The sequence below is a fragment of the Granulicella sibirica genome, assembly GCF_004115155.1.
Lineage (GTDB): Bacteria > Acidobacteriota > Terriglobia > Terriglobales > Acidobacteriaceae > Edaphobacter > Edaphobacter sibiricus.
This window is the reverse complement of the sequence record NZ_RDSM01000001.1, coordinates 698,203-713,329: the sequence shown is the minus strand read 5'-3', so window position 1 is coordinate 713,329 and position 15,127 is coordinate 698,203. Positions and strand designations below refer to the sequence as shown.

Below are 15,127 nucleotides of genomic sequence, written 5' to 3'. Positions count from 1 at the left end.
GAAAACTTCACGAAAGGCTTGATCCACAGAAACAATAATTTACTTAATCTACTTGACTACCTCCGGGCAGCGCCCTATGCTCCTCTCTGAGTCGACGAGCACAGCCCAGACCATCGCGACGGGAGATTCATGCCGAAAAATGGCGTTCAGCACCTTGCGAGTCTCCGGGACGGCCGTCATATCTTTCTGGATGGGGCTCTCGTCGAGAATCACGTCGATCACTCCGCCTTTCGTTCGAGCGTCCGTTCCGCAGCCGCTCTCTACGACTATCAATCGAGGCCCGAGAATATTCATCAGATGACCTTCGCCTCGCCGAAGACAGGAGAGGGCGTCAGCCGCATGTGGCAGCTTCCCACTTCGTACGCGGAGTTGGTCGAGCGGCGTGCTGCTCTTGAGGCTTGGGCTGAGCTTTCCTGCGGTTTCTTGGGTCGATCTCCTGACCATGTTGCCTCGGCGCTTTCCGGAATGTATATGGGGATGGATCTCTTTCGGGCTCACGGGGAGAGATACGCAAGGGCTTTGTGCTCCTATTACGAATATGCCCGTGACAACGACCTGTATCTTACGTATGCCATCATCAACCCGCAGGCTGATCGGAGCAAAGGCGCATCGGAGCAGGCGAATGAGTTCGTCGCCGCGGGCGTTGTGGATGAGGATGCCGAAGGTGTAACCCTGCGCGGCGCAAAGATGCTTGCGACGGGATGCCCCATGGCCAATGAGGTGATGGTAGCGTGTATTCAGCCTTTGAAGCCGGGAGAGGAGAAGTACAGCATTACGGCAATGGTCCCGCTGAATGCACCTGGACTGAAGCTACTTTCCCGTAAGTCTTTCGAAGCTTCTGCGGGCGCATCCTTCGATAACCCCCTGTCTTCTGCCTTCGATGAAAACGATAGCGTTCTCTATTTCGATTCGGTCAAGGTGCCCTGGAGTCGAGTCTTCGTTCATAACGACGTTGCGATGGCTTCAGCGCAGTGGCACTCCGCGCCGACGCACGTGTACCAGAACTATCAGTGCCAGATCCGGCTCACAGTGAAGATGCGTTTCCTGCTTGGGATAGCACGGAAGATTGCCGAGACGAATGGCGTCATCGGCATTCCTGCGGTGCGCGAGACTCTGGGGCAGATGGCCGCTGAGGTGTCCATGGTGGAGGGCTTGCTTGAAGCAATGGAGTGCACGGGAGCGCACTATGGCAAGTACTTTGTGCCGAACGCGCGTCGTCTCTATCCTGCAATGGTTCTTACACAGCAGCTTTATCCGAGGTTTGTGGGGCGTATTCGCGGGATCTCTGGCGGAGGCATGATCATGACACCGTCCTCGGCGTGCGATTTCGCCAATCCAGAGATTGAAGGTTACATTGAAGCAACGCAGCACTCTCCGGTTACGGACGCCACTGGCCGTGTCAAGCTCTTCAAACTCGCGTGGGACGCCATCGGTTCAGAGTTCGGCTCACGCCATCTTCAATACGAGATGTTCTATGCCGGGTCCGAGATGGTGACGCGTTCCCACGCGTTTCGCACCTGCGATTGGGATCGAGCTACATCTGCCGTCGAGCGTTTCATGTCGACATACGACTTGAACGGCAGGAAGACAAACACCGTTGAGTAACGATTGAGGAGCCATGCCCATACTCGAGTTCATCCTGGACGGAAAAATGTTGTCCGCCAAGATCCGGGACCTGATCATCGCTGGTTGGACGGGTCGGGATGCTGCGTCCGTGGAGCATCATATTGCTGAACTGCAGGTTATCGGTGTTGCGCGTCCGCGCACTGTGCCGTGCTTCTATCGCGTCGGCGCGGACCTTCTTACAACCGCTTCAGAGATTGAAGTCACGGGTCCGGATAGCAGCGGCGAGGCGGAGTTCGTTCTTATATCTCTGGCGGAAGGTTTATGTGTAGGCCTCGGTTCCGATCATACCGACCGCAAGGTGGAGGCCTATGGGGTTACGGTCTCAAAGCAGATGTGTCCCAAACCTATCTGCCGGGAGCTTTGGCCGTTCGATTCGGTTAAAGGCCATTGGGATTCACTGATCCTTCGATCCTCGGTCACACGCGCTGGAGAGACTTCCCTTTACCAGGAGGGCTTGGTAAGCCGCATGCTCGCGCCTGAGGATCTCATCTCACGCTACGCCGAAGGAGCTATGGTTCTTCCGGTGGACAGTGCGATGTACTGTGGGACGATGCCTTTGCTCGCGGCCATGGGGTCCGCCGATACCTTTACGCTGGAGCTTGAAGACCCGGTGCTGGGGCGCTCTCTGAAACACAGCTACACTTGCCGTGAACTGCCTTATAACGACTAAGGAGAGAGCATGCCGATCGAGAAGGAACATAAGGAGTTCTACAAGGTCGACCTGGATGAGGGATGGGAGACTCCGCCCGGTTATCCCCCAGGAATCCAGCAGCAGATTCTTGCAGGCTTCCTTGACGAGAAGAACATGCTTGGCTACCGCACGCGCCATCTGCGCTTCGGCCCCGGCGCTTACACGACTGCTCCTTTCGTTCACGACTACTGGGAGGAGGTTTATCTCATCTCTGGCGATCTGACCGTCGGTAACGACGAAGATGGGAATGGGGGAGAGTCGTTCGGGCCGAACACGTATGCCTGTCGTCCTCCTGGGACATTCCATGGGCCGTTCAAGTCCAACGGCGGGTGTCTTCTGCTTGAGGTGCATCTCTACGACGCACCTGCGAAGGACGATGAGTGAGATCACTCCAGCCCATCGCGGACACGCTCGAGCGACTCGCGAACGGAAAGCTAAGTAGCAGTGCTTTAGTCGGAGCGTGCCTTAAAGCGATCGACGATCCAGCGGGCGAAGGTTCGCGCACGTTCATCCGAGTTGACAGCGAGTCTGCGCGAAGGACCGCGGCTGAACTCGATGCGTCGCGTCCAAAGAGTCCGCTTGCTGGTCTGCCAATATCGGTGAAGGATCTCCTCGACGTAGTGGGTGAGCCAACTGCTGCTGGTTCAGCGATCCTCGCCGATGCCGCGCCCAGCGAAAGGGACGCCGTCGCCGTTCAGCGTCTCCGCCACGCCGGAGCGGTGCTGGTTGGGCGGACGAATATGACGGAGTTCGCCTTCTCCGGTCTCGGTCTCAACCCGCACTACGGCACGCCACGGAATCCATACGATCGCGTTGTCGGGCGCATTCCGGGCGGTTCGTCTTCGGGTGCTGCGATCTCGGTGACTGATCAGATGGCATCCGCGGCGATCGGTTCGGATACGGGCGGATCGGTGCGGATTCCTGCAGCTCTCTGTGGTCTCACCGGGTTCAAGCCTACTGCTCGCCGCGTGTCTCTTGAGGGTTCGTTGCCACTTTCGTCCACCATGGACTCGCTTGGGCCGCTCGCACCGACTGTGGCTTGCTGTGCGCTGATCGATGCCGTGCTTGCTGGTGATGATCCGAAGGCTCTCGAGGTCTATCCACTCGCGGGCCTGAGGCTTGCGGTTCTCCAGGGATATGTGCTCGATGGGCTCGAGGCTCTGGTCTCATCTGCCTTCGCCTCGGCGTTGTCGCTTCTCTCCTCGTTCGGCGCGATGCTGACTGATGTCACGTTCGCTTCGCTCGAGCAGATTCCCATGGCCAATCAGAAGGGTGGATTCAGCGCCGCAGAATCGTATGCCTGGCATCGGCCGCTGCTGGCGGAGAATGCTGCGCGCTACGATCCGCGTGTGCTCTCGCGGATCCTGCGCGGCAAGGAGATGAGCGCCGCGGACTATATCGACGTGCTCAACGCGCGCAAGAGGATCATGGCGGATGCTGCGGCTGCCTTCGAGGGTTTCGATGCGATCCTCATGCCGACTGTTCCGCGCATTGCGCCTCCGATTGCTGATCTTGAGGCGAGCGATGCAGCGTACTTCGACGCCAACGTTGCGATGCTTCGCAATCCGAGCATCATCAACTTCCTCGATGGTTGTGCGCTCTCGATCCCGAGTCACATGCCTGGAGAAGGTCCGGTTGGGCTTACGATCGCTGGGCTTTCCGGACAGGACAGGAAGATCCTTGGCATCGGAGCGGCGATTGAGGCGGTGCTTGCGACAGGTGGTCGAGCGATCCATGGTCAGGCTTCGTGGGATGCTCGCGCATGAGGGTCTCTGCGCGTCTGCTCGCTCTTCTGGTCATCAGCACGATTGGAGCATCGGCGCAGCAGCAGAAGTTGTCTGAGCGAGTGGCTTTGGAGGCGATGGAGCGTTGGCCGAATGGACATATCGGTCCTGCGAACGCGGCGGTTTCGTGGGGCTTCGAACCGGGGATCGTGCTTGCTGGACTCGACGCTGTCTGGAACGCGACGCGTGACCAAAGGTGCTTCGAGTACATCCGGAGATCGGTTGACCAGTACGTGCAAGCTGATGGATCGATCCGGACCTACGATGTTCAGGCCTATGCGCTCAACAATATCCTCATCGGTCGTCAGCTTCTTATGCTCGATCGCGTTACGCGTGATGAGAAGTATCGCAAGGCGATCGAGGCGCTTCACAGGCAACTTGCCGCGCAGCCGAGGACAGCTTCCGGTGGGTTCTGGCATGCGCAAGCGACTCCGAACCTGATGCTGCTTGATGACACGTTCATGTTCGCTCCGTTTGACGCGGAGTATGCGAGCGCGTTCCATCATCCTGAGGATCTGGATGAGGTTGCGAGGCAGTTCGTGCTGCTTGATCAGCATGCGCGCGATCCGGAGACTGGGCTTCTGTATCACGGTTGGGATGAGAGCAAGTCTCGACCTTGGATCAATCGTCAGACTGGGACTTCGCCGAACCTTTGGGCGCGCGGAATGGGATGGTATCTGATGGCGCTTGTCGATACGATTCCGTATTACCCGAAGAGCGATCGGCATCGCGCTGCGTTGATCGGTATTCTGCGAGAGACTTCGGCTGCCTTGATTCGTCAGCAGGATCCTCAGAGTGGACTTTGGTATCAGATCCTCGATAAGCCTGGCGAGAAGGATAACTATATCGAGTCGTCTTCGGTGCTGATGTTCACCTATGCGCTGGCGAAGGGTGTTCGTCTTGGCTATCTGCCAGCGCAATATCGAGCGAAGACGGAGATTGCCTGGAAGGCGATCCTTGAGTGGTTCGTAAAGGTCTCGGCTTCGGGTGAGGTCTCGATTACCGGAACTGTAACTCATGTTGCTCTTGGCGCTGCGCCGGAGAACGATGGGAGCGATGCGTATTACCTGCATGCTCCTGTGGTGAGCGACGATCCGAAGGGTGTTGGTGCGTTTCTGCTGGCTGCGACGGAAATGGAATTGGACCGCAAAGCTTCACGTTGATCGGAGGCGTTATGTCTGGTGTGAATCGTCGTCAGTTCCTTTCCGTTTCGAGTGCTGCTGCGCTCTCGCTTAATTCTGGTGTTGCTTCGGGATCTGCTCCGAAGCGGAAGCCTTTGGTGATGAAGCTTGGATGTCAGACTGCTCCAACGACTGATGAGCATCTGAAGTATCTCGCTCGTTATGGCGTGAAGAACATCTGCGGCTATCCGGTGATCGCGGATGAGAGGCTTTACGCGACTGTCGACGAATTGCAGCGGATGAAGGATCTGGCGGCGAAGAATGGGATTGAGGTCGATATGATCGCTCCTCCATTTCTGGCCTCTATTTCGGTGGATGTGGATAAGCATGCGGCGATCATGCTTGGACAATCTCCTGAGCGAGATCACGATATCGAGGCGATTCAAACGCTGATCAAAAACTGCGCTGCGGCTGGTATTCCTGCGATCAAGTACAACCTGCAGATTGTGGGTGACGCCCGCATTGCTCGAACTGCTGGGCGAGGCGATGCGATGTATGCGACCTGGAAGTTTTCCGAGGCGCATCCGAAGACTCCGTTGACGCGGGCCGGGAATGTGAGTGCGGAGGAGAGTTGGGCGAGAATCACCTACTTTCTCGATCGCGTGATTCCGGTCGCAAATGAGTACAAGGTTCGGATGGCTCTTCATCCGGACGATCCTGGGGTGCCACCCCAGGGGTACCAGGGCGATCATCGTGTGCTTGGGACGGTGGATGGATTGAAGAGGTTCGTCTCGATCCAGGAGAGTGCGTATCACGGATTGAATTTTTGCCAGGGAACGGTCTCGGAGATGCTGGCCGACCCGGGTAAGGAGATCTTCGACGTGATTCGCTACTTCGGGACGCGGGACAAGATCTTCAATGTTCACTTCCGCAACATCCGTGGGCACCGGGACGACTTCGTCGAGACGTTTCCGGATGAGGGAGACGTTGACTTCGTTCGTGCGATCCGGACGTACCAGGAGGTTGGATACAAGTACATGATCATGCCGGATCATGTACCGCAGGCGGAAACGGATCCGAAGGGTCTGCAGTCGTTTGCGTTTTGCTATGGCTACATTCGTGGCCTGCTCCAGTCGGCTGCCGAGCCGGTTTGAGCGGTACCCCCCCCCTCCCATAGCCTTGGTCTAAGTCCTTTCGAATGTTTAGCTTGAGCATCGAGAACCCCCGCAAGATCCTCATAAGAAAGGAGTTACGGCTAAAAATTAGAAAACAAACAAGTTAGCCTTTCGGGACCGATATCCTCTTGCTTGTTTGCTCTATATCTTAATTGTAGCGATCCGACCGTAACTAAAGGACATCGTCAAGCCGTTTTATTTGAGTGACTTAGGCGATTATGGGACTTGACACGCGAATTTGCCCGTAAATCCGCAAAACTTTCTTTGCGGTAGCGACGACTGCAGGTTGCGTGGTGTGGGGCGGTTGCTGTTTGATGCTTGGATGCGTTCCTCCTTTCGTTTCAATGGCTTCTTCTCCGCTGCGCTCTTCCTCGGCTCGCTGGTCCCCGTATTTTCGCAGCAGGTCACTGCTTCCGCCCATGGGGTGCAGGCTGTGGACCAAGGCATGACCATGCAGGTGACAGCGCTGCGGGAGGACGTGCTGCGGGTGAGGATATGGCGGGGCGGCACGAAGCCAGAGGATGCTTCGTGGGCTGTGCTTCCCAAGGCAAGGACGAGTGCAGTGGACGTGTCGGCTACGGCTTCGGGGTTTCATACCCAGAAGCTGCGCGTGGAGATCGGGGCGGGGTTGAAGCTGACTGTATCGGATCTGGATGGGCACGTGTTGCAGGAGGATGCGAGTCCGATCGCCTGGCGCGGGGATGGGTTTCGGCTCTACAAGAAGCGGGCGATGGATGAACACTTCTTCGGGCTTGGGGATAAGCCGGGGCCGCTTGACCGGGGCGGGCAGGCGTTCACGATGTGGAACACGGATAACTTCGGCTGGCAGGAGTCGACCGATCCGATCTACAAGAGCATTCCTTTCTTTATCGACTTTCGCGAGGGGCGGGCGTTCGGGGTGCTCTTCGATAACACGTGGCGATCGTTCTTCGACTTTGGGCGCGAGGATGAACATGCGTATTCGTTCGGAGCGCCGAACGGCCCGATCGACTACTACCTGATGTATGGGCCGGAGCCGAAAGAGGTGGTGTCGACCTATGCGTGGCTGACGGGGCCGACGCCTTTGCCGCCGCTCTGGGCGCTCGGGTTTCAGCAGTCGCGGTATAGCTACTACCCCGAGGCGGAGTTCATGGCGATTGCGAGCCGGCTGCGGGCAGACAAGATTCCTTCGGATGCGTTGTATCTCGATATCGACTATCAGAAGAACAACATTCCGTTCACAGTCGATCCGGAGAAGTTTCCCAAGTTTCCGGAGATGGTGAAGGAGCTTGCGAAAGACAAGTTTCATCTCGTGGTGATTACCGACCTGCATATCGCGAAGCAGGCGGGGGTTGGGTATAAGCCTTACGATACGGGCGTGGCGGGAGACCATTTTGTGAAGAACCCGGACGGCAGTACGTTTGTTGGGCCGGTGTGGCCGGGGCCTTCGGTATTTCCGGATTTTACGCGGGCGCAGACGCGGAAGTGGTGGGGCACGCTTTACAAGGAGTTTGCGTCAGAGGGCGTGGCGGGGTTCTGGAACGACATGAACGAGCCTGCGGTGTTCGAGACGCCGACGAAGACGATGCCGGATAACATTCAGCACCGGATCGATGAGCCGGGGTTCGTGAAGAGGACGACGTCGCATCTCGAGATTCATAACGTGTTTGGTATGGAGAACTCGCGGGGGACGTACGAGGGGCTGCTGGCGCTTGAGCCGAATGTGCGGCCGTTTGTGCTGACGCGGGCGAGCTATGCGGGTGGGCAGAGATATGCGTCGACGTGGACGGGGGATAATAGCTCGACGTGGAACCACCTGCGACAGACGGTTCCGCAGATTGTAAATTTGGGTCTGAGCGGGTTCTCGATGACGGGGGCGGATGTGGGTGGGTTCGCGGGGTCGCCGTCGCCGGAGTTGCTGACGAAGTGGATCGAGTATGCGGCGTTTCAGCCGATCGACCGGGACCATGCGGCGAAGGGTACGCGGGCGCACGAGGTGTGGGCGGATGGGCCGGAGCAGGAGGCGATCCGGAAGCGGTATATCGAGGAGCGGTACAAGCTGATGCCTTACCTGTATACGGCTGCGGAGGAGACTTCGCGGGATGGGATCCCGATTATGCGGCCGCTGTTCCTGGAGTTTCCGCATGCCACGAGCGATGGGCATCCGATGGATCTGGATACGGGAGGCGGGGAGTTTCTGTTTGGCGGGAGGATGCTGGTGGCGGCGAATCCATCGCCGGAAGAGGTGAATCCCTACGAGGTGCACCTGCCGCCGGGGACGTGGTTCGACTACTGGACGGGGGAGCGTTTCGAGCGGGCGACCAAGGGACAGAGGTTGGATCTCGAGCAGAGAGACAAGCTGACACAGGATAAGCCGCTGATGATTACGCCGAAGCTGGATACGCTTCCGGTGTATGTGCGCGGGGGAAGCATTCTGCCGATTGCGCCTTTGACGCAGAGCACGGAGGAGGCGCCGAACGGGCCGCTGACCTTGAGGATCTACCTGAGCAGCGATGCGAGCGAGCCTTGCGCGGGTGAGGTGTACTCAGATGATGGGAAGAGCTTTGCGTATCGCAAGGGGCAGTTCGCGCGGGTGAGGTTTACGTGCAAGATCAGGCCGGATGGCTCGATGGCGGTCGATGCGGCGCAGCAGGAGGGCAGTTATACGCCGTGGTGGAAGACGTATCGGATCGAGGTGTATGGGTGGACGCCGAAGGATCGGAAGGTTGAGGTCGAGGGGAAGGTGCTGGAGCTTACGCAGAGCGGGGTCGCGTGGGCGGTTGAGGTGGGGGCGGAGCGGAACGGGGTGAGCGTGGCGCTGCGGTAGGAGGACATGTCCGTGAAGCGGCTTCGGTCTATTTTTGCTTCTTGCAGAGCCCACTTGAGTGCCAGTCCGCGACTAGCGTCGTGTGTGGCTTTGAGGAGGAGTGCAGCACGAGAACGAGACCCGTACGGTTGTCAGGCCCCGTTGCCGTCAATTCCATAGGCTCACCTTCCGGGACAACCACATCGTGCCCTTTTCGACTTACCTGCATGCCGGATGGAGTTTCAAGACAGGTCTCACCGGTTTCGGTGTAGAAGACCTCCGGCCCGGAATGCAGATGCGTCCTGCTCACCGCACCGGGACGCATGATCGATTCCCGGTATTGAGCCGTGTAGTCTTCCCCGGGCTTCACCGGCAGAGGCCCGATCTGTGTCACACGGCGACCCATGGACGTCAACTGCTGCTTGTCGCCGACGGTGAGCAGCCATACCTTTCCAAGCGCGTCCAACACTGTGCTCCCGCTGGCCGCCGCAGACTGAGCGGTCTCGCGATCAGGGTACACGTCGAGTGTCCAGAAAATTGGCCGGTCAGGTAGCATCCCCAGCGGCTTGCTCGCGAGGATCCAGCAGCCCTCCGATCCCGTCCGCTCACTCACGGGCTTACAGCTCTCCAGCGCTTGCGTTTGCGCTGCGGCTATTCCGGAGAGAAGGAGAACTGCTGGAGCGATTTGTCTAAATAGCCTCTGTCTGCGCATGACTCCCGATTATAGACAGGGCGCGCGCTCCTCCTGCTCAACCGACCGAGTGCACGTGGAGCAGAACGGGTGAGCCCCCTGGAATACTCCTCGGAGTTTGAAAACAACACCGCTCCGAGGTGAGAGGGGCGAGTTACTGCATTTGCCGTGAGTGAACAAACCTGTTACCACATGATCAAATGACGATTATGAAAAAGAGACAAGTCGAAGTCGCAGCCGAGGCGGCGGACTCATCCAGAATTACCCAAACGATCGAATCGAACTCTTTTCTGACGCGGCGAGAGATGCTGGGAATGACTGGTATGGCCGGTGTGGCGGCTTTGACCGGCCTAGGGCCCGACGCGGTTGCGGAGACCGCGCCGAAGCGGCCTCGGATCGCGTGTCTCGTCAGCTATTGGGGTCTCCCGACTTCGCATGCGGACTGGATCATCAACAAGCTGCTGGATGGCTACTGGTGGAAGGGCGCCCATACTCCCTCGCGGGTGGAAGTGGTGTCGGTTTACGTTCATCAGCTTGATACGAGCTTGCTGGCTCAGAAGGTGTGCAAGGCGAAGAATATTCCCATCTACAAGACGGTCGGCGAGGCGGTGACGCTTGGGGGCGAAGAGCTTGCTGTCGATGGTGTGGTCATCGTCGCGGAACATGGGAACTATCCGACCGATCTGAAGGGGCACTGGCTGTTGCCGCGGTGGTGGATCTATCAGCAGGTTGTTAAGGTTTTCGAGCAGAGCAAGCGCTCGGTGCCGGTGTTCAACGACAAGCATCTTTCGTACAACTGGGACGATGCGAAGTGGATGTTCGATAAGTCGCGTGAACTGAAGTTTGCGCTCACGGGTGGTTCCTCTATTCCGACTTACTTCCGTAAGCCGGAGATAGAACTTGCGATCGATACGCCGATCAAGAACTCGATCGTGGTTGGAGGTGCTCCGGATGAGGGAGCCATCTCGCATTGCATCGACGTGCTACAGGCGTTTCACGATCGCCGCAAGGGCGGGGAGACGGGCGTCAAGTCGGTGCAGTCGATTCGTGGGCCCGAGACATGGAAGTGGGTTGAGGCCAACCCGTGGGCCGGCAACCTGCTTGAGGCGGTGAGGAAGAATTTTGACTTGCCGCCGGGACACTTTCAGGAAGGCCGGAGGGCTAACGTCTGTATCGTGGAATACAACGACGGGACGAACGGGGCGGTGATCTCGGGCGAGGGTGTTGGGTGGACCTATGCCGGAGAAATTGTGGGCCAGAAAGACCCGACGCTCATCTCGATGCTTGGCTGGCCCGGGCCGATCTCGCAGTATCACGCGGCGAACGGGCACGAGCACTGGATCACGGAGATGATGCTGACCGGGAAGGAACCGTTCAACGCGGAACGGCTTCTGCTGTCGACCGGGATTGTGAATCACTACATGGACTCGAACTGGGAGGACGGCCGTTATTCCGCCGTCGGGCGACGCATCGAGACGCCGTATATGAACATGAGTTATCACTCGACGCATGGGCCGCTCTTTGAAACGGGGCAGCGGCCGCCGAATACTCCCTATATTCGAGGATTCGAGTCCTAAGTCGTTTTGGGGTCTGCTTAGCGCTTGCTCTGCTGCTTCTCGTCGTAGATCCTCATCTGCTCCTTGACGAGGCCGTTTGCCTTCTTGACGGCTTCGAGGGTGTTGGCGTCGAGCTGGTCCCAGGTGCGGAAGGTGTTCGGCTTCTGGATGGAGGAGACGTCGAGCTGGCCGTCGTGATCGACCATGGCGGCCATGATGAGGGTGACGGATTTCTGCTGGGGGTCGACGAGGGCCTGGCGGACGCGGTAGCCGATGTCGGCGCAGGCGTTGATGTGTTCGGCATCGCTATTGCCCCAGCCAGCCTGGTTGATCTGGCAGGCCTTGGTGGTTTTGTAGAAGGTGAAGATCGAGAGAGTGTAGACGCCCTTGCTTTCGTAGGTCGCATAGTTCTGCCGCAGCCAGTCGGGACTGGAGACGTCGGGGATGTAGAGCTCGACGTCGTGATCGGAGGCGACCGACAGCGGAGTGGTCCAGACCTGGGTCTCGTCCATGACCTGGGAGGGGACGCCAAAGGGGCCGTGCTGGACGACTGACTGTCCGAACGCACAGATAGGGAGAGACACGGCTAGAAGGAACGCGAGGGTGCGAGCGCGGAGGAGGCGGAGCCGGGATGCGGCGGAGTAACGCATAGTCATCAGACGAGTTCGCTCGGTCAGGGGTGTGGAGGAATTTTACATGGAGGGTGCATCGAGTCGCGAGGTTTCGGTTGTGGAGGTCGGCGCTCTTCGGATATGTTGTTGGTGACAACACAGGAGTTGACGATGCAGACCTCGCTGGTGGAACAGGTAAGGCGGTTCAATCGTTTCTACACGCGAGAAATCGGCCTGCTGACCGAGCACCTGCCTGGCAGCGAGTTTACGCTGGCTGAGGCGCGGGTGCTCTACGAACTGGCTCAAGTGAAAGAGCAGACGGCTGCCGGGATCATCCGCAGCTTGAATATGGACAAGGCGCACGTGAGCCGGATCGTCACTCGTTTTCGGCGGGCCGGGTTGTTGAAGTGCCGGGTGAGTCCGGAGCATGGGAAGCACAAGCTGTTGTCGCTGACGGCGGCTGGCAGGAAGGCGTTCCAGACGCTGAACGACGGGACAGAGGCTCAGATTGAGGGGCTGGTGACGCCGCTCTCCGGATCGGATCGCGAACGACTGGCGAGGGGCATGCGGGAGATCGAGCGGCTGCTGAAGGCGAGGCCGGCGGCCAGGGAGGACGTGCGGTTTCGGCCCTTGAAGGTGGGAGACCTGGGGTGGATTGCCCATCGGCAGGCGGTTCTCTATGCGAAGGAGTACGGGTGGGACTGGGGCTATGAAGGGCTGGTCTCGCAGATCCTGGGGGATTTCGTCGCTCATTTCGACGCTGCACGGGAGGATGCGTGGATCGCTGAGCTGGATGAAGAGGTGGTCGGGTCGGTGTTTCTGATGAGGACGGACGATGTGCAGGTTGGGAAGCTCCGGTTGCTGTATGTCGATCCGGCGGCGCGTGGGCAGGGCGTGGGCTCGGGGCTGGTGAGGTGGTGCATCGAGCGGGCGCGGGAGTTAGGGTACGGAAAGCTTTTGCTCTGGACGAACGATGTGCTGGTGTCGGCGCGGAAGATCTACCAGGCGGCCGGGTTCAAGCTCATCGCGGAGGATCGGCATCACTCGTTTGGGAAGGACCTTGTGGGGCAGACGTGGGCGCTTGATCTGGGCTGAAGTAGAGGTTCACAAGGCTGTTGGGCTGGACGTAGGATGGGCCATGCGTCCACGGGAGCTTGCAGCTCGACTCGATCGAACGGCGATTCATGTGTTTGCGGCCAGCGATCGGATGAACCAGAGCCTGATCGAGCATCTCGATCCGGAGGCCTGGAAGGCGAAGCCGCCGGGCGGGGGCCGGACGATTGTGGCGATCTTTACGCATGTGCATAACATCCGTTGCAAGTGGGTCAGACTGACCGCTCCACATCTGACTGTGCCGATGCAGCTCAACCGGGCTCGGTGCACGCCGGAGGTGGCGCGGCTGGCGCTGGCGGAGAGCGCTGCCCGGTGCTCGGAGATGCTGGGGGAGGCTCTGGGTGAGGGTGGGATTGAGACGTTTCGCAGGGATGCGTGGGCTTCGGCGTGGCCGGTCGGAGTGGAGATGCTTTGCTACATGCTGGCGCACGAGGCGCATCACCGGGGGCAGGTTTGTCTGCTGGCGCATCAACTCGGATTTCCGCTGGCGCATGAGGTGGTGGATGGGATCTGGAACTGGGAGAAGATCTGGCGGGAGGGTGGCGTGGCTCGGGGACCGGGGCACGCAGGTGAATCGTGATGTGGGCGCTGGACATCCCATGCCTGACGGATGAATGACGATCATCATGTTTACGAGCGACGGTTTATGCGGGCGTATAGTGTGGTGGGACTGAGGGCAGGCGGATGGGACAGATACGGCGGCGAGTGGTAGTGACCGGGGTGGGGCTGGTGAGCCCGGTGGGGATTGGGACCGAGGAGACGTGGCGAAGGCTGCTTGCCGGAGAGTCGGGCATTGAGCGGATTACGCTCTTCGATCCGACGGGATTCGCGTGCCAGGTTGCGGGTGAGGTGAAGGGGTTCGAGCCGGAGAAGTACGTCGACAAGAAGGACATCAAGAAGACGGGGCGGTTCATCCAGTTCGCGCTGGCTGCGACGCAGTTTGCGATGGCGCAGTCAGGTCTGGTGATGGAGGCGGAAGACGCGGAGCGGGTCGGGGTGTACGTGGGGAGTGGGATTGGGGCGTTCGAGGTGATCGAGCGGGAGCACGAGAAGTTGATGACGGGTGGGCCAGGGAGGGTGTCGCCGTTCTTTATTACGGCTACCATCGCGAACCTGGCGGCGGGGCAGATCTCGATACGGTATGGGGCGACGGGGCCGAACCTGGCACATGCGACGGCTTGTACGACGGGGGCGCATGCGATCGGCGAGTCGTTTCGGGTGATCGAGCGCGGGGATGCGGATGTAATGATCGCGGGAGGGAGCGAGGCGGCCGTGACCCCGCTGTCGATCGCGGGATTCGCGGCGATGCGGGCGTTGTCGACGAGGAACGACGATCCGGCGACGGCTTCGCGGCCGTGGGATGCGGGCCGGGACGGGTTTGTGGCGGGTGAGGGCGCGGGAGTCCTAGTCCTCGAGGAGCTGGAGCATGCGAAGGCGCGAGGGGCGACGATCCTGGCGGAGATCATGGGCTATGCGGCGAACTCGGATGCGTTCCATACAAACGCTCCGCCGGAGGATGGGCGCGGAGTGCGGCGTGTGATGCAGATGGCGTTGGCGGATGCAGAGCTCGAGCCGTCGAAGATCAGCTATTTGAATGCGCATGCGACCTCGACGCCACTGGGGGATCGGGCGGAGGCGAAGGCTATCGTCGAGACCTTTGGGGAGCATGCGAAGGATTTGTGGGTGAGTTCGACGAAGTCGATGACGGGGCATCTGCTGGGCGGCGCGGGGAGCCTGGAAGCGGGAATCCTGGTGATGGCGCTGCGGGACCAGGTGGCGCCGCCTACGACGAATCTGGTGGATGTCGATCCGTCTTGTGAGTTCGGGCTGGTGCGGGATAAGGGTATGCCGCTGGCGATGGAGTATGCGATGACAAACTCATTCGGGTTTGGGGGGACGAACGCCTCAATCGTGATGCGGCGGTGGAGCGAAGAGATCGCCTGAGGTAGGCGGCCGCGGCTGAATAAATCGATT

13 protein-coding genes are annotated in these 15,127 nt (G+C 59.4%); 11 read left to right on the top strand and 2 right to left on the bottom strand.

Annotated elements, in window-relative coordinates:
* Positions 1–129 precede the first annotated feature (129 nt).
* The 7 genes from GRAN_RS02920 to GRAN_RS02890 all read left to right on the top strand — a co-directional run bounded on the left by GRAN_RS02920 (position 130) and on the right by GRAN_RS02890 (position 9,203).
* Positions 130–1,605, top strand: coding sequence for a 4-hydroxyphenylacetate 3-hydroxylase family protein (locus GRAN_RS02920; protein WP_128911500.1), 1,476 nt, complete (start codon positions 130–132; stop codon positions 1,603–1,605).
* Between the two features lie 13 nt (positions 1,606–1,618).
* Positions 1,619–2,296 (top strand): DUF2848 domain-containing protein, encoded by a 678-nt coding sequence (locus GRAN_RS02915; protein WP_128911499.1) that lies wholly within the window; start codon positions 1,619–1,621, stop codon positions 2,294–2,296.
* A gap of 9 nt (positions 2,297–2,305) precedes the next feature.
* Positions 2,306–2,701, top strand: coding sequence for a cupin domain-containing protein (locus GRAN_RS02910; protein ID WP_128911498.1), 396 nt, complete (start codon positions 2,306–2,308; stop codon positions 2,699–2,701).
* Positions 2,698–4,083, top strand: a complete 1,386-nt coding sequence (locus GRAN_RS02905) for an amidase (protein ID WP_192897970.1) — start codon at positions 2,698–2,700, stop codon at positions 4,081–4,083. The genes GRAN_RS02910 and GRAN_RS02905 overlap by 4 nt, the downstream gene beginning before the upstream one ends.
* Positions 4,080–5,264, top strand: a complete 1,185-nt coding sequence (locus GRAN_RS02900; protein WP_128911497.1) for a glycoside hydrolase family 88/105 protein — start codon at positions 4,080–4,082, stop codon at positions 5,262–5,264. Before GRAN_RS02905 ends, GRAN_RS02900 begins: the two co-directional genes overlap by 4 nt.
* A 119-nt stretch (positions 5,265–5,383) precedes the next feature.
* Entirely contained in the window at positions 5,384–6,376 is a 993-nt protein-coding gene (locus GRAN_RS02895) for a mannonate dehydratase (RefSeq protein WP_128911496.1), read from the top strand.
* Positions 6,377–6,719: 343 nt separating this feature from the next.
* Positions 6,720–9,203, top strand: a complete 2,484-nt coding sequence (locus tag GRAN_RS02890; protein ID WP_128911495.1) for a TIM-barrel domain-containing protein — start codon at positions 6,720–6,722, stop codon at positions 9,201–9,203.
* 28 nt (positions 9,204–9,231) lie between these two features.
* On the opposite strand, the gene GRAN_RS02885 is transcribed toward GRAN_RS02890, so the two are convergent.
* Positions 9,232–9,795 carry a hypothetical protein gene (locus tag GRAN_RS02885; protein WP_128911494.1) on the bottom strand — a complete coding sequence of 188 codons (564 nt, stop codon included), beginning with the start codon at positions 9,793–9,795 and terminating at the stop codon, positions 9,232–9,234.
* Positions 9,796–10,082: 287 nt separating this feature from the next.
* On the opposite strand from GRAN_RS02885, the gene GRAN_RS02880 reads away from it, so the two are divergent.
* Positions 10,083–11,450, top strand: coding sequence for a hypothetical protein (locus tag GRAN_RS02880; protein ID WP_128911493.1), 1,368 nt, complete (start codon positions 10,083–10,085; stop codon positions 11,448–11,450).
* Between the two features lie 17 nt (positions 11,451–11,467).
* Here the strand turns inward: GRAN_RS02880 and GRAN_RS02875 are convergent, their stop codons facing one another.
* Entirely contained in the window at positions 11,468–12,085 is a 618-nt protein-coding gene (locus GRAN_RS02875) for a hypothetical protein (protein ID WP_128911492.1), read from the bottom strand.
* 126 nt (positions 12,086–12,211) lie between these two features.
* Between GRAN_RS02875 and GRAN_RS02870 the strand changes: the two genes are divergently transcribed.
* The 3 genes from GRAN_RS02870 to fabF all read left to right on the top strand — a co-directional run bounded on the left by GRAN_RS02870 (position 12,212) and on the right by fabF (position 15,097).
* Entirely contained in the window at positions 12,212–13,135 is a 924-nt protein-coding gene (locus tag GRAN_RS02870) for a bifunctional helix-turn-helix transcriptional regulator/GNAT family N-acetyltransferase (RefSeq protein WP_128911491.1), read from the top strand.
* The gene (locus GRAN_RS02865) at positions 13,122–13,733 is read left to right on the top strand and encodes a DinB family protein (RefSeq protein ID WP_241654310.1); all 612 of its coding nucleotides are present in this window, start codon (positions 13,122–13,124) and stop codon (positions 13,731–13,733) included. The genes GRAN_RS02870 and GRAN_RS02865 overlap by 14 nt, the downstream gene beginning before the upstream one ends.
* Before the next feature lie 104 nt (positions 13,734–13,837).
* Positions 13,838–15,097, top strand: a complete 1,260-nt coding sequence (gene fabF / locus GRAN_RS02860; protein ID WP_128911490.1) for a beta-ketoacyl-ACP synthase II — start codon at positions 13,838–13,840, stop codon at positions 15,095–15,097.
* The last annotated feature ends 30 nt before the right edge of the window (positions 15,098–15,127 follow it).

Bases quoted from the DNA above. Each gene is read 5' to 3' on its own strand.
- GRAN_RS02875 (WP_128911492.1), bottom strand. From the start codon at position 12,085: ATGACTATGCGTTACTCCGCCGCATCCCGGCTCCGCCTCCTCCGCGCT.
- fabF (WP_128911490.1), top strand. From the start codon at position 13,838: ATGGGACAGATACGGCGGCGAGTGGTAGTGACCGGGGTGGGGCTGGTG.
- GRAN_RS02915 (WP_128911499.1), top strand. From the start codon at position 1,619: ATGCCCATACTCGAGTTCATCCTGGACGGAAAAATGTTGTCCGCCAAG.
- GRAN_RS02910 (WP_128911498.1), top strand. From the start codon at position 2,306: ATGCCGATCGAGAAGGAACATAAGGAGTTCTACAAGGTCGACCTGGAT.
- GRAN_RS02870 (WP_128911491.1), top strand. From the start codon at position 12,212: ATGCAGACCTCGCTGGTGGAACAGGTAAGGCGGTTCAATCGTTTCTAC.
- GRAN_RS02920 (WP_128911500.1), top strand. From the start codon at position 130: ATGCCGAAAAATGGCGTTCAGCACCTTGCGAGTCTCCGGGACGGCCGT.
- GRAN_RS02900 (WP_128911497.1), top strand. From the start codon at position 4,080: ATGAGGGTCTCTGCGCGTCTGCTCGCTCTTCTGGTCATCAGCACGATT.
- GRAN_RS02890 (WP_128911495.1), top strand. From the start codon at position 6,720: ATGCGTTCCTCCTTTCGTTTCAATGGCTTCTTCTCCGCTGCGCTCTTC.
- GRAN_RS02880 (WP_128911493.1), top strand. From the start codon at position 10,083: ATGAAAAAGAGACAAGTCGAAGTCGCAGCCGAGGCGGCGGACTCATCC.
- GRAN_RS02895 (WP_128911496.1), top strand. From the start codon at position 5,384: ATGAAGCTTGGATGTCAGACTGCTCCAACGACTGATGAGCATCTGAAG.